We start from the raw sequence: 23,792 nt of genomic DNA on the forward strand, positions 1-23,792 counted from the left end.
AACACATTTATTAGTTTGTAAATGTGTCTACCTATATCAGGATAAGACAGTAACCGGAGTTATCATGTGAGGTGACCGGAGTCGTCATGTGAAGTCGTACTCTTCTACATAAGCGTCGAAGTACTCCGCCCGTTGGAGTCCTAAGTTACGGGCAATTGCAATGACTTGTTGCTGCTCGGTTGGTGAGAGCAAAGTTTCCCCTTTCCGCTTCTGATAATATCTTCGGATACCCCATAAGCCGATGAGCCGGTAGCGGAACGTGCCGGACTGGCCGACAGAGATGGCTTCTGCCGTATGGATAAAGCCTTTGGCATAGCGCACTTTCTTATTCGAGCAATAATATTTGCATTTTCCCGCTGTGGACTCTATTGCTTTCGGATTCAGTACATATAGGAAGATGTTGTTTGAGGGTGCATACGTATATGCAATCCGGCGCAGGCAGGTGTCAGTATAAGGGCATGTGTCAGTAGCGCATAAGCCGAAGTTATGGGGAACTTTGGAATAATCGAAAGTTTCTTCTTTCATCATTTTTTTGTTTAAAGTTCCGCAAAGGTACAATTAGTTTGGAGATTGATGGGTGCTTCACCTGATATTTGTTTTATCCCGAAAATATTATGTATTTTACGTAACGTGAAATGCGTAACGTAAAACATGGAATCATTCCGCCTTCCGGTTTCCGCATTTCGTCCTCCCCATTCCGCACCCCGTCCGTAAATGCTTCCCGCTTACTTGCCGCAGGACTATATTTGCAGAAAACATTTGCATATTCCCATGAAGACAAACTCTGTGATTCTATTGGTGTTGTGGCTTGCGGCGTGGCCGTTCTGCTGCCGGGGGCAAGGCTATATCAGTTACGACTATCTGCCCGAAAGTTCGTTGAAGGATGACCTCGGCAACGAGTATGGTTCGGGCAGCCTGATGATGGTATCGGGAAGGTATAACCTGCCGCTTTCCGTCAGGCATGACGACAAGGGCAGGCTGGTGGCGTGGTCGGCAACCGTCAATGCTGCCTATGGCGTATTCCATAATAAGGGGCAGGCGCGGGAGTTGAATCCGGACAATCTGCTGAATGCCAGTCTGAATATCTCCCACATCCGTCCCCTGTCCGACAAGTGGAGTATCATAGCCTCTGTGGGCGGCGGTGTCTATGCCCCGTTGGACGGGGTTTCCATGAAGACCCTACTGGCTAATGGAGCAATCATCTTTGTCTATAAACTGCGGAAGAACCTCGACTTGGGCATCGGTGCGGGGTTGACGAACTCTTATGGTATCCCGATGATACTGCCCATGATGTACTTCAGTTGGAGGAATGCCGGCAGGTATGAACTGAAAGTGGATATGTCCAGCGGCATGAAAGTGTCCGTCGCCACCTGGCTGAACAAGAAGCTGAAGCTGGAACTGACCGCCCTCGATATGGACGGCATGTCTGCCGTGATGGAAGTCGACGGGAAATCGAAAATCTATTCTACCGTCATGCTGAGGTCATACATCAGTCCTTCGTACCAGTTGAGTAGGAAGACGGCTGTTTATCTGGGAGTAGGCGGTAACTGGATACGCGGAATAAGTATGTCGGACCGTAGTTTGAAAGGTTTTCTCAATAACTTCAAGAACGATGAGGACGAGCCTTGCTTCAGACCGACTCTGCGCCTGACGGTGGGATTCAGGTATACGCTGAAATGACAAATGCCATTTTAGTAAAGACAAGAGGTAAAATAGTATCTTTGTCGCAATAACAGACACGTTTTATGGTAAAGTATTTATTAGTAGAAGATGAGCGCTTCGCCTACGAAGAGCTGAAGCGTATGATGCAACGGCTGCGCCCTTCCTGGCAGTTGGCGGGCTGGGCAGAGAGCGTGGAGCAGGCTGTACTGCTCTTGCGTCAGGGCAGCCTGGACTTGATGATTGTAGATATCCGCTTGTCCGACGGGTTGAGCTTTGAGATATTCGAGCAGTGTCCCGTCGATTTGCCCGTTATCTTCACCACCGCCTACGACGAATATGCCATCAAGGCTTTCAAGGTAAACAGCATCGACTATCTGCTGAAACCCATTGAAGAAAGCGACCTAGAAGCAGCCTTGTGCAAGTTCGAGCGCAACAGTGCCCTCCGTTCTGCGGCTCCCGAATATCGGCAACTGGAACTCGGCTACTTGGCAGCCAACAAGAAGAACCGTTTTCTGGTGCAGGTAGGCGATACCTTCCGCTACGTAGAAACTCCGGATGTCGCTTTCTTTTATAGTGAGGACAAGTTGACTTATCTGCACCTCTTCTCCGGGAAACGGTATATCATCAGCTACTCGCTGGACCAGTTGGAGGGAATGCTGGATAGGGATGTTTTCTTTAGGGTTTCAAGGAGCTGCATATCCAACATTAGGTCCATCCGGAAGAGTTCCAGGTACTTCGGCAGTCGCTTGAAGCTTTACTTCGAGCCGGAGTGCCCGCACGAGGTATTGGTGAGCCGCAGTCGCGTGGCCGATTTCTTGAAATGGGTGGACGGAGTGGTATGAGCTATAAGTTATGAGGCATAAGAGATACATATTCCTTTTTATACTGACGGTTTCCGTCTCGTTGCTTGTCATAGGGTGCGTTTATAACGTCATCAGCGGTAAGCCGTGGTATGCGAATATCATGGTGCAGTTCTTTCTGAATCTTCCTTTGTGCATAGGGCTGGGGTTCATCGACTTTGGGGTTATCAACTTGATATATAAAAGACTGAAACAGCGCAACAATGCGGTGAGGATTCTGGTGGATATCGTGTTGACCACTGCACTGGCTGTTCTGTTGACGTACATCTTGAACTTCCTGCTGATGGGCGGGCATGGAAATTTCTGGCATATCCTGAGAAACTCCCTGCCGGTAGTGCCGTGGAACTGGATTATCGTTCTGCAGATAGAGATATTCTTCTATAGCCTGCAACGTTCGGAGATGGAGAAGCAGATGGCTGTCATCGAGAAGGAGAAGGCGCTGTATCAGTTCGAGGTGCTGAAAAACCAGATTAATCCTCATTTCTTATTCAATAGTCTGAATGTCCTTGCCTCCCTTGCTTATCAGGATGCCGAAAAGACGAACCGGTTTGCCAAGAAGCTGTCTACGGTGTACCGCTATCTGCTTACTACGCACGGCAGGGCTACGGTGACCGTGCAGGAAGAGCTGGCGTTCGTAGAGTCGTACTTATACCTGGAGCATATCCGCTTTGGCGATGCGCTGCATGTGGAGATAGAAGATGATTTGCGGAATCATCATTGTCTCGTCATTCCTGCCAGCATACAGATGCTTGTGGAGAATGCCTTGAAGCATAATATCAGTACAAAGAAGTCGCCGCTGATAGTCCATATATCCATAGGAAACGAAGGGATTACGGTACGCAACAATCTTCAGTTGCGCAACTATGTGGCCAGTAATGGAGCGGGATTGAAGAACATGCAACGGCAGTATGCCTTATACGGCATGCTGGTGGAGATTCTTAAGGACGAAAAGGAGTTTGTGGTGAAACTTCCCTTTGTGGGCAGAGACGTGAACCGCCTCAACACAATATAGTACTCTTCCCGAAGAAGAATCTGGAAACGTGCATCTTGTCCATAGCCCACGCCATGCCCATGCAGCCGCTAAGAGTGAAGACGGTGGCAGTGACAAGGAACAGCATCCCCGTAGGGTCGAAGGCGAATACGGGCAGAAACGTCTTGGAGAGAATGGTGAAGATGGGCGAGAAAAGAAGTATGACCAGCGTATTGCGCCCTATAAAGAAGGAAAGCCGTTTGGCTTGCGCCGGCAGATAGCCGTAGGCTGCCGACAGCAGGCTGATGGAAAGCCAGGTGATGGTGACTCCTGCCAGAGTCCCCCTATCTAGATTGTCGGGAAAGCAGCATAGTATTACGAATGGGACAATGGCGAAGGTTGTGGCGCGAAAAACTTGTGTAAAACGAAGCCCACTTTGGCTCACTGTCATGCCGATAAGGAAATAGAGGGCATTGGAGAAATTCATCAATCCTCCCCAATGGGAAAGGGCAAACAGGCAGACACCGGCCACAACCAGCCGGGAGACAACCGACAGCCGTACATAACGGAACGTGATGTAATAGATGAGGCTGCACAGAATCAGTGTATGCAGATACCAGTAAGGCCCCATCGGATGGAGGAATATCTTGTCGAGCAATACGGCAGGAGTAATGGCATCTACACTTTCGCGTACGGGCAGGAAATGCGACATCACCGTATAGGCCGCTTCCATGCAGGCATACGGAATGAAAATCCATAGAAACTTGCGGAAAAAGCTTCGGGCATCCTTCCGGTTATTGGCCAGATAGCCCGAAATAATCAGGAAAGCGGACATGTGGAACGTATAGACGATTTGTTTCGCATACGGATACTTGTCGCCTATATATACAAGGTGGAAGATAATCATCAGGGTGATGAAGATGCATTTCAGATAATCTATCTCTTTGACACGGCTTTCCATATAGGGTAGTTTTCTGCGTATTGTTATTGACGGCACAAATATATATACTTCCGTAAACTTATTTATATTTTGCAAAGGGATTAAGCTTATTTTCTCTTTTACCGATTGCTTTTATGTATGGAAAATGTATATTTGTGCATGAATCATTAACTTAATGTAAAACAGACTATGATAACAAGCCAATTACTTCACCCGGCCAGTATTGTGGTAGTGGGGGCATCCAACAATGTACACAAACCCGGAGGGGCTATCCTGAAAAATCTGCTTAGCGGCGGATATACCGGTGAGCTTCGTGCCGTGAATCCGAAAGAGACTGAAGTGCAGGGTGTTGCTGCCTTTGCGGATGTGAAGGACATTCCCGATACGGACCTAGCCATCCTTGCCATACCTGCCGCGCTTTGTCCCGATGCGGTGGAGATGCTTGCTGCGGAGAAGCAGGTGAAGGCGTTCATTATCCTTTCTGCCGGTTTTGGTGAGGAGACCCATGAGGGTGCTGTGCTGGAAGATCGCATACTGGAAACGGTGAACCGGTATGGAGCCTCTCTGATAGGCCCCAACTGTATCGGTTTTATGAACTCGTGGCATCACAGTGTATTCAGCCAGCCCATCCCGCAACTGCATCCGCAAGGGGTAGACCTGATTTCCAGCTCCGGTGCCACAGCGGTGTTCATATTGGAGAGCGCCGTGACCAAGGGATTGCAATTCAACTCTGTATGGTCTGTGGGCAATGCCAAGCAAATCGGCGTGGAGGATGTGTTGCAATACATGGACGAACACTTCAATCCGGAAGCGGATTCCAGAATAAAACTTCTTTATATAGAGAGTATCGGTGACCCCGACCGTCTGCTGTTTCATGCATCCTCGCTCATCAAGAAGGGCTGCAAGATTGCGGCCATCAAGGCGGGCAGTAGCGAAAGCGGCAGCCGGGCGGCGAGTTCGCATACGGGGGCCATTGCCAGTAGCGATTCGGCGGTAGAGGCCTTGTTCCGTAAGGCGGGTATTGTGCGTTGCTATTCGCGCGAGGAGCTGACGACCGTAGGTTGTATCTTCACACTGCCGGAACTGAAAGGGAAAAACTTCGCCATCATTACCCATGCCGGCGGTCCGGGAGTGATGCTGACCGATGCGTTGAGTAAGGGCGGACTGAATGTTCCGAAACTGGAAGGACCGGTGGCGGAGGAACTTAAGGGTAAGCTTTTCCCCGGTGCGGCTGTGGGGAATCCCATTGATATTCTGGCTACGGGTACGCCGGAACATCTGCGCCTCTGTCTGGAGTATTGTGAGGAGAAGTTTGACAATATTGATGCTGTAATGGCTATTTTCGGCACTCCGGGGCTGGTGACCATGTTTGAAATGTATGATGTGCTGCACGAGAAGATGCTGCATTGCAAGAAGCCGATTTTTCCGATTCTTCCTTCCATCAATACGGCAGGAGCCGAGGTTGCTGCTTTTCTGGCAAAGGGCCATGTGAACTTTGCCGATGAAGTGACTTTGGGTACGGCACTTTCGCGGATAATGAATGCCCCGCGGCCTGCCAATAATGAAATCGAGCTCTTTGGAGTGGATGTTCCCCGTATCCGCCGGATTATAGATTCCATTCCTGCGGACGGTTATATCGCCCCGCACTATGTGCAGGCATTGCTCCGCTCTGCAGGTATTCCTATTGTGGAGGAGTTTGTTTCGGACAACAAGGAAGAAGTGCTTGCCTTTGCGCGTCGCACGGGGTTCCCGGTGGTGGCAAAGGTGGTGGGGCCGGTGCATAAGTCGGATGTGGGCGGTGTTGTGCTCAATATCAAGAGTGAACAGCATTTGGCATTGGAATTCGACCGTATGATGCAGATTCCCGAAGCTAGTGCTATCATGGTGCAGCCGATGTTGAAAGGGACGGAATTGTTTATCGGTGCCAAATATGAAGAGAAGTTCGGACATGTGGTACTCTGCGGCCTGGGCGGTATTTTTGTGGAGGTGCTGAAGGATATATCTTCCGGTCTTGCACCGTTGTCCTACGAGGAGGCTTACTCCATGATTCACTCGTTGCGTGCCTATAAGATTATCAAAGGTACGCGTGGGCAGAAGGGAGTGAATGAAGATAAATTTGCCGAAATTATTGTACGGCTTTCCACCTTGCTGCGCTTTGCAACGGAAATCAAGGAGATGGATATCAATCCATTGTTGGCGACTGAAAAGCAGGTGATAGCGGTGGATGCACGTATTCGGATAGAGAAACGATGATTAATGTTTAATGATTGCTCTCAATGAGCAGCCCATTAATCACTAATCATTAATCATTAACCGTCATCCTGCCCAATCCTCCCTATCCAGATTTCTATATCCGATAGCTTCCGCCAAGTGTGCCGGCTGTATCAATTCGCAGCCTTCCAGGTCGGCGATGGTGCGTGATACTTTCAATATACGGTCGTAGGCGCGGGCCGAAAGGTTTAGGCGGTTCATGGCAGTTTTGAGCATGGCAAGTCCTTTGTCATCCGGACGGGCGTGGCGAGCAAGCAGTTTACTGTTCATCTGGGCATTACAATATATGCCGGGAATGTCTGCATACCTTGCTTCTTGAATTTGTCGGGCACGTATCACACGCTCGCGTATGGTGGCGCTCGATTCGCCGGGGCGAGAATCTGCCATCTCTTCAAAGGGGAGTGGGGTGACTTCAATTTGCAGGTCGATACGGTCGAGCAAAGGTCCGGATATGCGGTTCAGGTACTTTTGTACTTGTCCAGGACTGCATACACAAGCCTTGGTGGGATGCGTGTAATACCCGCATGGACACGGATTCATAGAGGCTACCAGCATAAAACTTGCCGGGTACTCTACATTGCATCGGATGCGTGACACGGTAATCTTCCTATCTTCCAGCGGTTGGCGAAGAACCTCCAATACGTTACGGCTGTACTCTGGCAGTTCATCAAGATATAAAATTCCGTTATGTGCCAGACTGATTTCACCGGGCTGGGGGAAACTTCCTCCACCGGTCATCGCTACCGTAGAAATGGTGTGGTGAGGGGCGCGGAACGGGCGTTTCGAGATGAGTCCACCGTCTTTGCCCAACTTTCCGGCAACAGAATGAATCTTGGTCGTTTCCAGACTCTCTCCCAAAGAGAGGGGAGGAAGTATAGACGGCAGACGCTTGGCAAGCATGGACTTACCGCTGCCCGGCGAACCGATGAGAAGTATGTTGTGGCTGCCCGAAGCAGCTACCTCCAAGGCTCGTTTCACATTTTCCTGTCCTTTTACTTCTGCAAAGTCGAAATCAAAGTTGCTCTGCTGGGAATAGAATTCCTCGCGGGTGTTGACTAACGTAGGGGTTAATTCCTGCGTGCCATTAAAGAATTCTATAACTTCCTTGATGTTTCCCGCTCCGTACACTTTCAGATTGTTTACTACTGCCGCTTCGTGGGCATTCTGTTGCGGTACAATCATACCCTCAAACCCCAGTTCTCTGGCCTTGATGGCAATGGGGAGTGCTCCTTTGATAGGTTGCAGGCTGCCGTCAAGGCTTAGTTCACCCATCAGCAGATAGCGTTCCAGCTTATCGGACTGGATAACTTCGCTGGCGGCAAGTATGCCGATGGCTAAAGGTAAATCGTAAGCTGCACCTTCCTTGCGGATGTCAGCCGGAGCCATGTTGATGACAATATTGCTGGTCGGCATCCGGTAGCCGTTGACCTGCAAAGCAGATATGATACGTTGATGGCTTTCTTTGACCGCAGAGTCCGGCAAACCGACTAAATAGAACATACAGCCTCTGGAACTGTTGACTTCAATGGTGATGAGGGTTGCGTCAATACCTTGAACAGCCGCTCCAAAAACTTTTATGAGCACGTTTTTAGTGATTAGGGGTTAGTGATGGCAGGATAGGCTACCGTCGGTTTTGTTTTTTGAGTTTCTTTTCACTCTTTTTCTTCTCTTTTTCCTTTTGCTCTATCTCCTCCAGTTTCTTTTTGATGTCTTCCTCACTCATATTCTTCCCTTCAATTTTTCCGGAAGGGCTAAGGAACAGATTGGCAGGCAATGCTTGTATGGCGAGCTGTTTGATGGGCGCTGTGTTCCATCCGGAGAAATCACAACTCTGTTCCCACTTCAGGGTATCTCTTTTGATTGCTTCTTCCCATTCCTTTCTGTCGATATCCAAGGAAATGCCCCAGAGTGCGAATAGCTTGTTCTTTTCTTCTTTCTTGTAAATCCGACGCAGGGCAGCGTTGGCCTCCATGCTTTGTGGGTCCCAGGATGCCCAAAAATGTATCAACAGATATTTATCTTTAAAGCTAGTACGGCTGATTGATGTACCTTTGGCATTGGGCAGGTTGACGTAAGGGATGGTTTTCCCGACGGATACCTTCTCTTCTTCTTGGATAAGGTCAAGCAGTTCGTCCACATATGGGCGGTCTTTCAGGCCTCCGGTCATGTGTTCTGTCATTTCTTTGATTAAGGAGAAGTCCGGTTGCGGTTTTTGCACGAAATATTTCTCCAGCAGATAGATACTTACCAGTGAAGAAGGATGGCTGTTGATGAAGGCTTCTGCTTTTTCTTCCAATGCTTTCTCCGAGGGAGTACTCAAACCTTTCAACTCTTTCTGAAAGGCGGTCAGTTCTTCATTGGGAACATTCCCCGTGATTTCCAGTGAAGTAAGTTCGGCGGCAGAACCTTTTATCTTTATGTTGTCTCCTTTGTCCAGGTAAAGCGGATATTCCGTACCGTCACTGAATTGCAACCATGTAGAGGCAAGTGTGTCGGTGGTGAGGGTTGCAGAGAACTTGTCATCCTTGACAAGCAGAGTGTCCATACGGTTATAGAACTTGTCCGTACCATATATATAAAGGGTATCATTCCCCAGCCCTTTGATTTCACCATTTAGGTAGACTGAATTTGTATTTTTGCTGCCGCAGGCAGACAATATAATAAGCAGAAGGTATGCAAGATAGATTTTCTTCATTCCGGTTCTTTTTCTGATACTTCGTCGCGAAAATACTTCTTTTTGGTGTGAATAAAAAGAAATGCCCGACATATTTCTATGCCGGGCACGTTCTTTTCAATCTAACCTTTATTATTTGATGATATTCATAAAGTCAGTGTTAGTGAAGTATTTGGCGAATTCCAGGTCAGAAGCAGCCTTCTTTGCCAAAGCCGGTTCTTTTGCAATGGCATTCTTCAGACTGCTGGTTACCATAGATGTATTGTTGGTTCTTGCGCCAAGTACAGCCATCAGGTAGTCAGTATAAGCGTCTGGTCTTTCGATAGCAGCCAGTGTGTTCTTAGCCTTGTTGTAGTCCTTAGCCAGGATTTGTGCCAAAGCAGCGCTGTTAGTCTTAGTGTCGCCAAATGAGCTGACAGCCTTGTCGTACTGTCCTTGAGCAACATACAGATTACCCAATGCCTCGTTCAGTTCCTTAGAACCGGAAGCCTTGCTCAGATAGCTTTCTGCTGCTGTTCTGTCGCCCTTGGTCAAGGCAATCAGACCGAGATTCATGTTTGCTTCAGGAGCATCCTTGATGGAGAGAGCTTTCTTGAAGTAGCTTTCAGCCTTGTCAAGATCACCAGCCTGATAAGCCAGTTTACCTAAGTTGTTGTAAGCACGGAAATCGTTCGGGTAGATTTGAGTAGCTTTTGTGAAGATGGCTTCTTGCTTGGCAGCATCTTTAGTCAAGGTGGTGGCATACAGTAATTCTTCGATGTTCAGCTGCTTGGCATCGCTGTCGGCGAGGTTTGCGATTTCTTCGTCAGACTTACCGATGATTTCGTAATTCAAAGTCAGGCGTGAACGACGCAGTTGCGGCAGGATTTCGTCAGCCAAAGTTTTATAAACAGAAGAGATGTTCTTGATTTCTTGTTCTCTTTGTTCAGGATCCTGATACATGGAAAGAACGCGAAGAATCAATTCTTTATCTTGGATGTTTGATTTGGATACCAGTTCCTGGAAGCCTTCCCAGTCCTGAGCTGTATACTTGGTGTCTACTGCTGCATCGATTTTTGCTTTCTTCAAATCTCTGTTGATGATTTTAGCCGTGTTGTCCTGGCGGTTCTCAGCCAGTGTAGTATTCAAGCCTACACCACCATCGGGAGAAGCGTATGCGGAGATTTCGATGTTGCTGATTTTCTTGTTTTCAGCTTCGTCTATGTTTTTCACTTCTTTGCCGAATTCTTTGGCAGTCTTCAATTCGCTGGCGCGTACGTTGGCTTGTTGAATCAAGAACATGATGTTGGCGTCATGCTTTTCTTTGATGATACGTTGGAAAGCGTCGTCACCATTGGCGGGGTTAGCGCTGCCCAATGTTTGTTCCAGCATCTCAGAAGTGGAGATTACACCATCAGCTACTTTTACAGCAGGGATAGTGACAGTCTTTTTGCCTACTGTAGCCTTGAATTCCAGATACAGTTCGGATTTGGCCATTTCCGGTACATAGTCGAAAGATGTCTTCATAGTGTAGCTGCCGCCCATCTTGTAAGAGATAGTCTGGTCGTTACCTTCTACTTTTTCGCCCTGGAACACAGCCGACTGGCCTTTAGCTTCGCCGCCATTCCATTTCAGCACAGGGGTCACTTCTACCACAGCCTTCTTGTTGAAGTACTTTTCGGGGAATTTTCCGTTGATTGTAGCGGGAACTTTACCACCCACAGCTTCCAGAACTTGAGGAGTTACGGTGAAATAATCTGATGACAATTCACCCATCTTTTTGCTGCACGATGTCATTAATGCAACAACCATTGCCATTAAAAACGGCAGATACAATTTCTTAGTCATTTTAGGTATAAATTAATTGTTTGTAATTGAAATTTGTCTATTCCATTTTAGTGTGCTGTTTGGGCATGGACACAACAACGCAAAGATATTAAATCCTATTACAGTTTGTTAACTCGCGCAGCAATTTTATCATAATTTAATGAATTTCCCGCTCTTTGCGGTACTTTATATTGCGGGGATGATGTTCTATGATTTCACTGCGCAATCTGTGCCGGTCAATATGTGTGTAAATTTCTGTTGTAGCGATAGATTCGTGACCCAGCATACTTTGTATGGCGCGCAGGTTGGCGCCTCCTTCAAGCAGGTGGGTGGCAAAGGAATGGCGGAAGGTGTGCGGACTGATGTTTTTGGTGATGCCGGCCTTCTTCGCCAGTTCCTTGATGAGATGGAATACCATGATGCGCGAGATATTTTTGCCCCAGCGTGCCAGGAATACATAGTCCTCGAAGTCCTTCTTGATTTTCCAGCCTCCATTGCGGTCCACGAACCAGTTCCTTATCTCCTTGATGGCACGGGACGATATGGGTACAAGGCGCTGTTTGCTGCCCTTACCTTCTACCTTGATGAAGCCTTCGTCGAAATACAAGTCGGAGATTTTCAGGTTGCACAGTTCCGATACCCGTAGGCCGCAACTGTATAGAGTCTCGAGGATGGCCCGGTTGCGTTGCCCCTCGTTTGTGCCTAGGTCAATGGCGGAGATGATGCGGTCTATCTCTTCCACTGTCAGTACTTCTGGAAGCTTGAATCCGATTTTGGGTCCCTCCAACAGTTCGCTGGGGTCTCCCTCCAGGTAGTCGGCCATGACGAGGAAATGGAAGAATGACTTGATGCCCGACAAGATGCGTGCCTGCGAGCGGGGATGGATGCCGATGTCGTGCAGTCCGGAGGCAAAATGCTGCAAGTCATCCAGGGTAGTGTCAAGGATAGCGATACCCTCTCCTTCCAGAAAGTGCAGCAGCTTCTGTAAGTCTGTTTGGTAAGCATCCACTGTATTGGGTGAGAGTGCTTTTTCCAGTTTCAGATACTGGTGGTACTTTCTGATTATCAGCGTTTGTTTCTCCTTATTCGTGGATTTTTCTTCTGATTTCATTTCTTTTTTCTACCTTTGCTTCGCGAAAATAGGCTGCATTTCAGCAAATTGCAAATAAATTTGCATCTGCTTTCGGTTTGCACTATCTTTGCACCGCAAAGGTATAAAAAATTGTGTTATGAGGATACAGATTATTAACGGCCCCAATATAAATCTCTTGGGCAAACGTGAACCTTCCATTTACGGTAGCGTTACTTTTGAAGACTACCTTGCCGAACTCCGTAAGAAATATGCGGATGTACAGATTGACTATTTCCAGTCCAACATTGAGGGAGAGCTGATAGACAAGATTCAGCAGGTAGGTTTTGATGTGGACGGCATCATTTTGAATGCGGGTGCTTACACCCATACGTCCATCGCTCTGCAAGATGCTATCCGTTCGGTCACTTCTCCGGTGATTGAGGTGCATATCTCTAATGTACATGCCCGCGAGGCTTTTCGTCATGTGTCCATGATTTCCTGCGCTTGCAAGGGTGTCATTCTCGGTTTCGGGCTGAACTCCTACCGTCTGGCCATGGAGGCATTAAAAGATTATTAAATAAAATAGGTATATAGATTATGTTATTGAAGCAAACGAAGATTGTCGCAACGATTTCTGACCAGCGCTGTGATGTTGATTTTATAAAGCAGTTGTTCGATGCAGGTATGAATGTTGTACGTATGAATACTGCACATCTTGGCCGTGAAGGTGCCGAGAAGTTGATAAACAATGTGCGTACGGTTTCCAACCGCATCGCTATCCTGATGGATACGAAAGGACCGGAGGTCCGCACGACGGTTCTGGCTGAGCCCATTCCTTTCAAGGCGGGCGACCGCGTGAAGGTGGTAGGCAACCCGGAGCAGGAGACTACCCGTGAATGTATCTCGGTATCCTATCCCCATTTCGTCAAAGACTTGAATGTGGACGGCCATATCCTTATTGATGACGGTGACTTGGAGTTGGTTGTTGTAGAGAAGACCCCCGACTACCTGCTCTGCGAAGTACAGAATGAGGCTACTCTGGGCAGCCGCAAGAGCGTCAACGTTCCCGGCGTCCGCATCAATCTGCCTTCTCTGACGGAGAAGGACCGCACCAATATCCTTTATGCCATTGAGAAGAACATAGACTTCATTGCCCACTCCTTTGTGCGCAATAAGCAGGATATACTCGACATCAAGGCGATTCTTGACGCTCATAACAGCGATATCCGTATTGTTGCTAAGATTGAGAACCAGGAAGGCGTTGATAATATCGATGAAATCCTGGAAGTAGCCGACGGTGTGATGATAGCTCGCGGTGACCTCGGTATTGAAGTTCCGCAGGAACGTATTCCGGGCATCCAGCGTGTGCTCATCCGCAAGTGTATTCTTGCCAAGAAGCCGGTGATTGTTGCCACACAGATGCTTCATACCATGATTTCCAATCCGCGTCCCACCCGTGCGGAGGTAACGGACATTGCCAATGCCATCTATTATCGTACGGATGCCTTGATGTTGAGCGGTGAAACCGCCTATGGAAAGTATCCGGTAGAAGCGGTGAAGACGATGACCAAGATTGCCGCCCAAGCGGAGAAAGACAAGCTGTCTGACAACGATATCCGTATTCCGCTGGACGAGAACAGCAACGACGTGACTGCGTTCCTGGCCAAACAAGCGGTAAAGGCTACCACCAAACTGAAAATCCGTGCAATCATCACCGACAGTTACAGCGGCCGTACTGCCCGTAACCTTGCCGCTTTCCGTGGCAAATATCCGGTGTTGGCCATCTGCTACAAGGAAAAGACCATGCGGCACCTTGCCCTTTCCTACGGTGTGGAAGCTATCTATATGCCCGAACTTGCCAACGGGCAGGAATATTACTTTGCAGCCTTGCGTCGCTTGTTGAAGGAAGGCCGTTTATGTCCTACGGACATGGTGGGCTACCTGAGTAGCGGTAAGGAAGGCACACAGACCTCTTTCCTTGAAATCAATGTCGTAGAAGATGCCTTGAAGCATGCTGAAGATAGTGTGCTGCCTAACAGTAACAGATACTTGTAGGATAAGGGATTAAGGATAAGGGGTTAGGGATTAGCGGTTAATGATTAATTAATAATTGTGCGCAGAACTAACCCCTAACCCCTAATCCCTTATCCCTAACCTATAATCCATTAACAAAGTGACGATTGACGAATACATTTTGCAGCACATTGATGATGAGGGCGATTATCTGAAAGCGCTCTATCGCGACACGCATGTCAAGTTGCTATATCCCCGCATGGCTTCCGGACATTTGCAGGGGCGTATGCTCAAGATGTTTGTCCGGATGATTCGTCCCCGGCAGGTGCTGGAGATAGGGACTTATAGCGGGTATTCCGCACTTTGCATAGCAGAAGGACTGCCGGAGGGCGGGATGCTGCATACGTTTGAAATCAACGACGAGCAGGAGGACTTCACCCGTCCGTGGCTGGAGAATTCCGATTACGCGGATAAAATCAGGTTCTACATTGGCGATGCCTTGGAGCGGGTACCGCAACTGGACCTCACTTTCGACCTTGCCTTTATTGACGGAGATAAGCGTAAATACATAGAGTATTATGAAATGGTGCTCGCCCGCCTTTCCGGCGGTGGATATATCATTGCCGACAATACCTTGTGGGATGGCCATGTGCTGGAAGAACAACCCCATCGCACAGACCTGCAAACAATCAGTATCAAAGCCTTCAATGATTTGGTGGCGCGGGATGCGCGTGTGGAGAAAGTCATTCTTCCCCTGCGTGACGGATTGACGATTATCCGTAAGAAGTAACTGTTTTTTTATCTTTTTCTCAGCAGCCGCTTGCTGAGGTATCTCACCGGATACCATACGGACAAGAAGCCTACAGTGATGACCGTTAAGAATACCAGAATAATATCCGTGGCATGTACACTTACCGGATAAGCGTCCACTACAAAACTTCCATTGCCTCCCCCCAATGAAATCAACCCGAAACGTTGCTGCAGAAAGCACAGCAACAATCCTAAAACGATGCCGGAGAGGGCGCCGAACACAGAAATCATCCTGCCTTCGAACAAGAAGATGCGCGCTATGAGCCGGTCATCGGCACCCAGGTTGCGCAGTGTCTCCACGTCCTCCCGTTTGTCCAGTATCAGCATGGACAGCGAACCGATGACATTGAAGCATGCGATACCCAGAATGAAGGTGAGGAAGAGATAAGAGATGAGTTTCTCTATTTCCATGATGCGGAAAACATCGGCCTGCTGCTCGTAGCGGTTCTGTACAATGAACCGGTCGCCGAGAATGCCTGCTATTTTCTTTTGTACGGAGCCGATGTTGGAACCGGGTTTCAGTTTCATCTCAATGGCAGAAACTTCCGTGTCATAATTGAACAGACGGCGGGCAAAGTCGAGTGACGTCAGTATGTAGCGTGAATCGTATTTTTGCTGGTTGACGGCAAAGATGGCGCCGGGCGAGAAGAGATACTCCCGGTTGAAAGCCGCAGTGGGGTTGGCTATGTTTACCCGTACGTTCCGTTTGGGGGCATAGACCTGCAACGGGTCCACGAACTGAATGCCGGTGCCCAACTCGGATATAAGTTCCACACCCAGAAAACCATAGTCCACCACCGAGTCGCTCAGTAGGAACTTTCCCGTCCCATAGAGCAAGCTGTCGATGGATGTAAGCTGTTCGAAATTGTCCTCCACTCCCTTGATGACGGCCATTGCCTGGCGGTCCTTGTACTGCACCATGGCATTCTCTTCCAGTGTTTCCGTCCACACGTCAATCTCGGACAGGGCGTGTACTTGCCGGATGCACGCTTCGTGCGGGTCGAAAACCTTACCTTCGCGGACGGTGATTTTCAGTTCCGGGTCGAAGGCTGTGAAAAAGCCTGCCACCATGTCCTGAAAACCGTTGAACACGGACAAGGTGCATACCAACGCCAACGTAGCCAATGCCACCCCACACACCGAAATACCGGAGATGATATTAATGGCATTGTGTTTCTTCTTGGAGAAGAGGTAGCGGCGGGCTATAAAGAAGGGAAGGGACATTATTTCAGCAGTTCATCAATTCGTTCCAGATAGTCCAGTGAGTCGTCTACGAAGAACTTCAGTTCGGGGATAATGCGTAGTTGGTGGCGTACGCGGGTACCCAGTTCAAAGCGTATGGACTTCATGTTTCCGTTGATGTTCTTGACTATTTCTTCGCTTTTCTCCGAGGGGAATATACTGAGATAAGCGCGTGCCACGCTCATGTCGGGGCTGATGCGTACGGCACTGACGGAAATCAGTATGCCGGGCATGGACTTGGTTTGCAACAAGAAGATATCACTCAGTTCCTTCTGCAGGAGACGGGCTATTTTATTTTGTCTGGTAGTTTCCATACTGTTTATTTTTTTATGCTGGGGTGCAGCCTGTTTTCACGTTAGCAAAGTTACTGAAATATATCGTTCTGCCGACTGTTTATAGCTTTTTTTTCATTCTTTTCCCTATTGTAGGGTTCATTCTTTTCCGTTCTGTCGATGAGATATGCCTTTTCGTAGATTCTATTTGTTGTTCTTGTTATGCTTCCCTAACTTTGATGTCAGTTCGGAGAACTGCTGATGATGAGTGAAGAAGGAAGAGAACCATTCCGTTATAGAAGAGACTCTCTCTAAATAGCGTTTTTTCATGTATTATTGACTTGAACCGTTTTTACCCGGGAGGGTAGAAACGGTTTTTTGCGCATCTGACCGGGCTTTCTTGTCTCTTGCATAGGCTTCCGTTGTGTGTTACATAGGCTTCTGTTGTGTTTTGCACGGTGGTTTGTCTTGAGAAGCCTTTGGGTTTATCATGTGCGCACGGCTGTGGTACGCCTTTTCCACAGTCGTGAAGAAGACGTGCCACAGCTGTGAAGAATATGCTTCACAGCCGTGGTTTTTCATCAATATATAGGGGTTGACAGAACAGACATAAGGGAATGACAGAACAAACATGAGGGGATAACGGAATGGACATAAGCACTCGACGCATTCCGTATCAGGGTATGAATAGCGGAATGCGTCGGGTGCTTATGGGGGAATGATATGATATTTTTTTATGCCTTTACATACTTCCTTTTGGCTATCAGCACTGCCACGATGATACCTATCACCAGCAGTGCCAGTGCTCCGTAGGCGATGCCTTCCGTCACGTGCAGGCTGGTGGGGTCAAAGCGCATTTCGATGGTGTGCTGTCCGGCAGGAACATGCATTGTGCGCAGGATATAGTCGGCGCGTGCCAGTTCGGCAGGCTGTCCGTCGATGGTTACGTGCCAGCCGTCCGGATAATAGATTTCGGAGAATACGGCAATACCGTCTTGGGCATTGTTCGTTTCGTACGTCAGGCGGTTAGGTGCGTAACTTGTCAGGCGGATGCTGGAGAGGCTGTCTTTATAACTTTCCGTGGTACCTTTCAGTACATCCTTGAAGCGGGCATCCACTACGGCTGTCTCTGTGGGTATGATGCTGTCCAGGGCGTCAATCTCTTCGTTGGCGTTGTTCACATACTGCACCTTGTTTACAAACCATGCATTGCCGTAGGCGTGCGGGTTGAGGATGGGAACGGTTTGTCTTTGCTGTCCTGCAGGGAAGATGAAGTATTTGGTGTTCAGCATGTTCAGTACGCGGAACTTATTGGCATCCACGCTGTCCATCTCACCTCCGGCGGTGGCAATGGCCTTGTAGGCCGCCTGCATTTCGGGAGAGATGTGATGCTCTATCATTTCCTGGTAGCGGCGCAGCTTGGCCGGGTGATAACCGCCGACGCTTTTGTGCCAGTAGGAGGTGTTGTTGTCATCGAAGGTGCTGGTGGCAAAGTTCAATACACGATAGTCCAAGCTGGTATCTTGCAGTATCAGCTCGTCTGTATTCGTCTTGGTGAAGGTTTCCGTACGGATGGAGTGGGGCACGAACTGGGCATCATTCAGATAGCGCTTGTTGACCCCCCACATATCTGCCAGGCAGAGTATGGTGATACCTGCAATGGTCAGCGAGCTGCGCAGCTTGCCGCTTGCATAGAGCCAGAGCAGGCTGCAGCCGATGCCTATGATGATGAAGCTACGCAGGGCGTCGCTGCTGACGAGTTCGGCACGCATCTCTTCCAAGTTGGCAAGGATGCCGGAGAGTTCGTTGGCGGGTATCATCTGCTGGTTGACGGCATTCTGCAGCATCTGTGCTTCTTGGGCGGGCACGTAGCCGGAGCCGATGCTGCCCGGGGCAACGGCAAGCAGCAGGGCGATGCCTGCAGTGAGCAGCAGGCTGATGCCGAGGGGCTTCTTTTCCTGTTTTAAGATTTCCGGCTCTTCGAGCAGGCGTTTCAGGGCAAAGATAGCTAGCAAAGGTATCGTGAACTCTGCTATGACAAGGATGGAGGACACGGCGCGGAACTTGTTGTACAACGGGACGTAATCGATGAAGAAATCCGTCAGCGGCATGAAGTTCTTGCCCCAGGACAAGACGATGGAGAAGAAGGTGGCTCCTATCAATGCCCACTTCAACGGTCCTTTTACGATGAAGCATCCCAGTACGAACAGAAACAAGACGAATGCTCCGACGTAGACGGGACCCGACGTCATGGGCTGGGTACCGAAATATTGTGTCAGTGAGCCGTACAGACTGCTGTACATCGGGTTTGCCTTGCTCATGGCAGTTTCACTCTGGCTGAGGGCGGCAGATGCTCCGCCTTTGAAGTTGGGCACCAGCAGAGTCAGTGTTTCGTCGATGCCGTAGCTCCACTGGGTGATGTAGTCGCGGTCCAGCCCGCTACTGGTCTGCTTGGCAGCGTCGCCGGTCTGCACCAGTTCGCTCTTGCCGCGCATGGTTTCTTTGCTGTAAGCATAGGTGTGATAGAGGTTGGATACGTTGGCGGCTATGCCGACGAGGGCTGCTACAATCAGTACGGCACTTGCCTTGAAGAACTGGGGCAATGTCTTGGTACGCCATGCTTTCTCGAAGTAGGCTCCCACAAAGAAAAGGATGACGAAGAAGAAGTAATAGGACATCTGCACGTGGTTCGAGGTGATTTGCAGGGCCACGAACAAGGCGGTGAGGATGCCTCCCCACAGCAGTTTCCCACGATAGGCGAGCACAATGCCTGCTATGGTGGGCGGCACGTAGGCAAGGGTGATGAACTTCCAGATGTGTCCGGCAGATATCAGGATGAAGAAATAGGACGAGAATGCCCACATGATACCGCCCAGTCCGGCCAGCCAGACCGGTATGCCGAAGACGCGCAGCAGGATGTAGAAGCCGAGCATCAGCATGAATGTGAGGCACACATAGTCGGGCAGGAAGAGTTGGTAGGCTTTCTGTACCCACTGCAGTGACTTGGTGGAGTCATACGAAGGGGCTATCTGATACATGGGCATACCGCCGAACAGCGAGTTTGTCCAACGGCTGCGTTCGCCCGTCTGTTCGTAATACTCCTTGACTTCTTGTCCTGCCCCTGCTCCTGCAGCCGTGTCGTGCTGAAAGAGAATACGGTTTTCTATATCCGCCGGGAAGAAGTAGGCGAAGGAAAGGAGGACGAATGCCAAGATGGCAATAAGGTCGGGAAGAAGCTTCTTCATGAGTTATAAGTTATGAGTTATCAATTAATCAATTGTGGGGCAAAGATAGTGCAAACCGAATACAGAACTTTCATGCTTGCGTGAAAAAGTTTTGTTGAGGTGCAGCCTATCTTCGCTTTTGTGGCAAAGATACATAAATGCAGATTGTTATTGTCACGTTATCGGCAGAATGTTGTACCTTTGCCTTTCCAAAAAAAGATTAAAGTGCTTTAATGGTAATATGCAAGCTTAAATTATTATAGATATGACAATAGGGATAATCAGTGCAATGGACAGCGAACACCGCCGGTTGGTGGAGCGCTTGCAGGATAAGAATACGTCGGGCGATGGTAGTTTCCGCTATGTGGAAGGTACATTGGGCGGTAACCATGTAATCTTGACGCAATGCGGCATCGGTAAGGTGAGTGCAGCGGTAGGAGCTTCGGAACTGATACGGCGCTTTTCTCCGGACTGCATCGTCAGCACCGGTGTGGCGGGCGGCATTGATGCTTGCCTGAAGGTGACGGATGTAGTGGCAAGCCAACGTCTGGTGTATCACGACGTCTGGTGCGGCGACGGTAACGAGTACGGACAAGTGCAAGGTTTTCCCGCCTCTTACGAGGGATGTTCCTCTCTGTTGAAACATGCCTTGTCGCTGAACGAAGCCGGAATGGAAAGCCGCATCCACAGCGGACTTGTCTGTACCGGCGACCAGTTCATCACCAACCGTACGGAGCTGGATACCATCAAGCAACGTTTCCCCGACGGTCTTGCCGTTGATATGGAGTCTGCCGCCATTGCGCAGACTTGCTATCTGTACAATGTTCCTTTTCTCAGCTTCCGCATCATCAGCGACACACCCGGAGTAGAGGACCATGCTTCGCAGTATGCCGATTTCTGGGGAACCATGGCAGAGCGTTCGTTCCTCACGATATGGACCTTCCTCTCCACCCTTCCCAGCAATTTATAACTCATAACTTATAACTCATAACTCATGAAGAAGATTCCCAGTTTTACAATTGACCACATCCGCTTGTTGCGCGGTATTTACGTATCCCGCCAGGATGAAGTGAACGGAGAAACAGTCACTACTTTCGACATCCGTATGAAAGAGCCCAACCGTGAGCCTGCCTTGGGACAAGGTGCTCTGCATACTATCGAACATCTTGCCGCCACCTACCTGCGTAATGACCCGCAGTGGCAGGACAAGATTATCTATTGGGGCCCCATGGGCTGCCTCACCGGCAATTATCTGCTGATGAAAGGCGACTTGAAACCACAGGACATACTGGCACTGATGCAGGATACCTTCCGTTTTGTTGCCGAGTATGAAGGTGAAGTTCCCGGTGCCGCTCCGCAAGATTGCGGCAACTACCTGCTCCACGACCTGCCAATGGCTAAGTGGGAGTCTGCCAAATACCTGCATGAGGTATTGGAACAGATGAAAGAGGAGAATATGAAGTATCCGGAAAAAGAAGAAAAATAAGGGGGTTAGCGATTAGGGATTAAGGATGGGTTTATGCCTATATTAAAGTCTATGCGGCCCCAAATAATCCCTAATCGCTAACCCCTTATCTCTTATCCTTTATTATTACACAATCTCAATCCCCTGCTCCTTGCAAAGTTGCAATCCCAGATCTTTCAGCTTGAATTTCTGTATCTTGCCACTTCCCGTCATGGGGAATTCTTTGATGAAGAAGATATACTTGGGTATCTTGTAGCGGGATATTTTGCCGATGCAGAAGTCTCGTACATCCGATTCGTGCATATCCACTCCTTCGTGCAGGATGATGAAAGCGCCTACGGCTTCACCGTACTTCTTAGAGGGAATACCGGCTACCTGCACGTCTTTTACGCCTTCCAGTTGATAGAGGAACTCTTCTATCTCGCGGGGATAGATATTCTCACCACCGCGGATAATCATGTCCTTGATGCGTCCTGTGATGCGGTAATTGCCGTCCTCGTCCTTCACTCCAAGGTCTCCCGAGTGCAGGAAACCGTTCTCGTCAATGACTTCGGCCGTGGCTTCCGGGTTTTTGTAGTAACCCTTCATGGTGTTGTATCCGCGGTTGCACATTTCACCTTGTACGCCTACGGGACACTCTTCTCCGGTTTCGGGGTCGATAACCTTTACTTCCGTATGTTCAAAGTCGTGTCCTACGGTATTGCAACGTACGTCGAACGGGTCGTCTATCCGGGTGGCGGTCATTCCGGGAGCAGCTTCGGTCAGCCCGTAAACGCTGGTTACCTTCATGTACATTTTCTCTTCCACCTGCTTCATCAGCTCTACCGGGCAGAGGGAACCTGCCATGATACCCGTACGGAGGCTGGACATGTCGAACATGTCGAACATCGGATGGTTCAGTTCGGCAATGAACATGGTGGGTACGCCGTAAAGTGCCGTGCAGCGCTCCTTGTGGATAGAGGCGAGCACTACCAGTGGGTTGAAGCGTTCCACCATTACTTCCGTACAGCCGTGTGTCAGGCAGTTCATGGTGGCAAGTACCACGCCAAAGCAGTGGAACAATGGTACGCAGACGCAGAGCTTGTCATCGGCGGTAAACTTCATGTGCTCACCGGTAAGGAAACCGTTGTTGGCAATGTTGTAGTGGGTAAGCATGACGCCTTTCGGGAATCCCGTAGTGCCGGAGGTGTATTGCATGTTCACTACATCGTGGCAAGTGACCTGACTTTTGAGTTCATTCAGGCGGCTGTCTTCTATATTGTCGCCCAAGAGAAGTATTTCGGCCGTGTTGTACATGCCCCGGTGCTTCTCCTGCCCCACGTAGATGACGTTTTTCATATAAGGGAAACGTTCGCTTTTCAAGTGTCCGCGTTGGCAAGTCTTCAGTTCCGGAAGCATGGTATAGGTCATCTGCACAAAGTCACTGTCCTTTTCGCCATTGACGATGCAGAGGGTATGCATGTCGGAGTTCTGGCAGAGATATTCCAGCTCGGACTGTTTGTAGTTGGTGTTTACCGTTACGTAGACGGCACCTATCTTGGCGCAAGCGTATAATAGAGTCAGCCAGTCGGGTACGTTGGCTGCCCAGATACCTACGTGTGTTCCCCGTTCCACGCCGATGGCGATAAGTCCTTTGGCCATGTCGTCCACCCGGCGGTTGAACTGGCTCCAGGTGAAGCGCAGGTTGCGGTCAGAGTAAACGATATATTCTTTGTCTGGTGTTGTTTCGGCCCAATGTTCCAACCATTGGCCGAGGGTACGTTCGTATAACATGATGTGGAAGTTGAAAGTGGAAAGTTGAAAGGTGAAAATAGAAAGTATTTATCATTTTCCATTTTCACCTTTTAATTTTCCATTAATTTAAATTGGTGTATAAACTACTGCAAGTATCTTGGCTGCCTGCCCTTCATAGGCGTGTACGTGGTGCGGAACGATGGAATCGTAATAGATGCTGTCACCTTCTTCGAGCAGGTAGGTATTTTTGCCGTAACTGATTTCCATGGTCCCTTCCATCACCATGATGAATTCTTCGCCTTCGTGTGAGGAGAGTACAAAGTCACTGTCGTCCGTAGCGGCCACATCAATGATAAACGGCTCCATATGGCGGTCGGCTTTGGATTTGGAGAGTGAATGATACTCCATATGCTTGCGGCTGTGGATGGCATTGTTGGAGAAACTGATGCTGTTCTGCGACTCGTCCTTACGGCAGACCACGGGACCGTTCTCATCCTGGTCGTCAAGAAAAGTTCCCAAACGTACACCCAGCACACGAGCTATCTTGATGAGGGGAGCCAGTGACGGGAGGTCGATGTTGTTTTCTATACGTTCAATCTGTTCGATAGCAAGTCCCGAACGCTGTGCCAGTTCTTCCATACTGATGGATTGGCTTTCACGGAGTGATTTTATTTTTTCTCCTACGATTTTGCTGGTATCCATAATGATAGTATTTTCTGTCTAAAGGTTATAATTTATAGCTGTTAAACCGCAAAAATAAGAGAAACTTTTACTTGA

At 49.0% G+C, this 23,792-nt stretch carries 20 protein-coding genes; 9 read left to right on the top strand and 11 right to left on the bottom strand.

Features of this window, described 5'->3' with window-relative positions; genetic code table 11:
• Positions 1 to 84: 84 nt before the first annotated feature.
• The gene (locus tag DW947_RS13815) at positions 85 to 525 is read right to left on the bottom strand and encodes a DUF6078 family protein (RefSeq protein WP_005834355.1); all 441 of its coding nucleotides are present in this window, start codon (positions 523 to 525) and stop codon (positions 85 to 87) included.
• 246 nt (positions 526 to 771) lie between these two features.
• Between DW947_RS13815 and DW947_RS13825 the strand changes: the two genes are divergently transcribed.
• The 3 genes from DW947_RS13825 to DW947_RS13835 all read left to right on the top strand — a co-directional run bounded on the left by DW947_RS13825 (position 772) and on the right by DW947_RS13835 (position 3,534).
• Positions 772 to 1,680 (top strand): DUF6268 family outer membrane beta-barrel protein, encoded by a 909-nt coding sequence (locus tag DW947_RS13825; protein WP_005834356.1) that lies wholly within the window; start codon positions 772 to 774, stop codon positions 1,678 to 1,680.
• A 65-nt stretch (positions 1,681 to 1,745) separates the two neighbouring features.
• Entirely contained in the window at positions 1,746 to 2,504 is a 759-nt protein-coding gene (locus DW947_RS13830) for a LytR/AlgR family response regulator transcription factor (protein ID WP_005834358.1), read from the top strand.
• Between the two features lie 10 nt (positions 2,505 to 2,514).
• Positions 2,515 to 3,534 (top strand): sensor histidine kinase, encoded by a 1,020-nt coding sequence (locus DW947_RS13835; RefSeq protein WP_117963202.1) that lies wholly within the window; start codon positions 2,515 to 2,517, stop codon positions 3,532 to 3,534.
• On the opposite strand, the gene DW947_RS13840 is transcribed toward DW947_RS13835, so the two are convergent.
• Complete coding sequence (locus tag DW947_RS13840) at positions 3,521 to 4,453, bottom strand: acyltransferase family protein (RefSeq protein ID WP_117963204.1); 933 nt, start codon at positions 4,451 to 4,453, stop codon at positions 3,521 to 3,523. The genes DW947_RS13835 and DW947_RS13840 overlap by 14 nt on opposite strands.
• Before the next feature lie 168 nt (positions 4,454 to 4,621).
• Here DW947_RS13840 and DW947_RS13845 point away from each other — a divergent pair, with 168 nt between their 5' ends.
• Positions 4,622 to 6,685: an acetate--CoA ligase family protein gene (locus DW947_RS13845; protein ID WP_117963206.1), complete on the top strand. Its 2,064-nt coding sequence runs from the start codon at positions 4,622 to 4,624 to the stop codon at positions 6,683 to 6,685.
• 63 nt (positions 6,686 to 6,748) lie between these two features.
• On the opposite strand, the gene DW947_RS13850 is transcribed toward DW947_RS13845, so the two are convergent.
• From DW947_RS13850 to xerD, 4 genes are all read right to left on the bottom strand, one after another.
• Complete coding sequence (locus DW947_RS13850) at positions 6,749 to 8,287, bottom strand: YifB family Mg chelatase-like AAA ATPase (protein ID WP_005830774.1); 1,539 nt, start codon at positions 8,285 to 8,287, stop codon at positions 6,749 to 6,751.
• A 37-nt stretch (positions 8,288 to 8,324) separates the two neighbouring features.
• Positions 8,325 to 9,398, bottom strand: coding sequence for a TlpA disulfide reductase family protein (locus tag DW947_RS13855; protein WP_117878805.1), 1,074 nt, complete (start codon positions 9,396 to 9,398; stop codon positions 8,325 to 8,327).
• Positions 9,399 to 9,509: 111 nt separating this feature from the next.
• Positions 9,510 to 11,204 (bottom strand): tetratricopeptide repeat protein, encoded by a 1,695-nt coding sequence (locus DW947_RS13860; protein WP_005834370.1) that lies wholly within the window; start codon positions 11,202 to 11,204, stop codon positions 9,510 to 9,512.
• Between the two features lie 136 nt (positions 11,205 to 11,340).
• Positions 11,341 to 12,294 carry a site-specific tyrosine recombinase XerD gene (xerD, locus tag DW947_RS13865; RefSeq protein ID WP_005830767.1) on the bottom strand — a complete coding sequence of 318 codons (954 nt, stop codon included), beginning with the start codon at positions 12,292 to 12,294 and terminating at the stop codon, positions 11,341 to 11,343.
• Between the two features lie 118 nt (positions 12,295 to 12,412).
• Here xerD and aroQ point away from each other — a divergent pair, with 118 nt between their 5' ends.
• From aroQ to DW947_RS13880, 3 genes are all read left to right on the top strand, one after another.
• The gene (gene aroQ, locus DW947_RS13870) at positions 12,413 to 12,832 is read left to right on the top strand and encodes a type II 3-dehydroquinate dehydratase (protein WP_005834372.1); all 420 of its coding nucleotides are present in this window, start codon (positions 12,413 to 12,415) and stop codon (positions 12,830 to 12,832) included.
• Between the two features lie 20 nt (positions 12,833 to 12,852).
• Positions 12,853 to 14,310, top strand: a complete 1,458-nt coding sequence (gene pyk, locus DW947_RS13875; RefSeq protein ID WP_005830765.1) for a pyruvate kinase — start codon at positions 12,853 to 12,855, stop codon at positions 14,308 to 14,310.
• A gap of 118 nt (positions 14,311 to 14,428) precedes the next feature.
• Positions 14,429 to 15,058, top strand: coding sequence for an O-methyltransferase (locus DW947_RS13880; RefSeq protein ID WP_005830764.1), 630 nt, complete (start codon positions 14,429 to 14,431; stop codon positions 15,056 to 15,058).
• Positions 15,059 to 15,066: 8 nt separating this feature from the next.
• Here DW947_RS13880 and DW947_RS13885 read toward each other — a convergent pair whose 3' ends face one another.
• From DW947_RS13885 to DW947_RS13895, 3 genes are all read right to left on the bottom strand, one after another.
• Positions 15,067 to 16,302, bottom strand: a complete 1,236-nt coding sequence (locus tag DW947_RS13885) for an FtsX-like permease family protein (RefSeq protein ID WP_005830763.1) — start codon at positions 16,300 to 16,302, stop codon at positions 15,067 to 15,069.
• Positions 16,302 to 16,634 carry a 30S ribosome-binding factor RbfA gene (gene rbfA / locus DW947_RS13890; protein WP_005834378.1) on the bottom strand — a complete coding sequence of 111 codons (333 nt, stop codon included), beginning with the start codon at positions 16,632 to 16,634 and terminating at the stop codon, positions 16,302 to 16,304. The genes DW947_RS13885 and rbfA overlap by 1 nt, the downstream gene beginning before the upstream one ends.
• 692 nt (positions 16,635 to 17,326) lie before the next feature.
• Complete coding sequence (locus tag DW947_RS13895; protein ID WP_117963208.1) at positions 17,327 to 19,837, bottom strand: YfhO family protein; 2,511 nt, start codon at positions 19,835 to 19,837, stop codon at positions 17,327 to 17,329.
• A gap of 244 nt (positions 19,838 to 20,081) precedes the next feature.
• Between DW947_RS13895 and DW947_RS13900 the strand changes: the two genes are divergently transcribed.
• Positions 20,082 to 20,786 (top strand): 5'-methylthioadenosine/adenosylhomocysteine nucleosidase, encoded by a 705-nt coding sequence (locus DW947_RS13900; RefSeq protein WP_005830756.1) that lies wholly within the window; start codon positions 20,082 to 20,084, stop codon positions 20,784 to 20,786.
• Positions 20,787 to 20,810: 24 nt separating this feature from the next.
• Positions 20,811 to 21,302, top strand: a complete 492-nt coding sequence (locus tag DW947_RS13905; RefSeq protein ID WP_008662549.1) for an S-ribosylhomocysteine lyase — start codon at positions 20,811 to 20,813, stop codon at positions 21,300 to 21,302.
• A gap of 105 nt (positions 21,303 to 21,407) precedes the next feature.
• Here the strand turns inward: DW947_RS13905 and DW947_RS13910 are convergent, their stop codons facing one another.
• Together DW947_RS13910 and DW947_RS13915 are read right to left on the bottom strand one after the other, a co-directional pair.
• On the bottom strand, positions 21,408 to 23,054 hold the full coding sequence (locus DW947_RS13910) for an AMP-binding protein (RefSeq protein WP_009037622.1): 1,647 nt from the start codon (positions 23,052 to 23,054) through the stop codon (positions 21,408 to 21,410).
• An 87-nt stretch (positions 23,055 to 23,141) separates the two neighbouring features.
• A complete protein-coding gene (locus DW947_RS13915) occupies positions 23,142 to 23,717 on the bottom strand; it encodes a helix-turn-helix domain-containing protein (protein ID WP_005830747.1) in 576 nt (191 codons plus the stop codon).
• Between the last annotated feature and the right edge of the window lie 75 nt (positions 23,718 to 23,792).

The organism is Bacteroides sp. AM44-19 (assembly GCF_003603395.1).
Lineage (GTDB): Bacteria > Bacteroidota > Bacteroidia > Bacteroidales > Bacteroidaceae > Bacteroides > Bacteroides uniformis.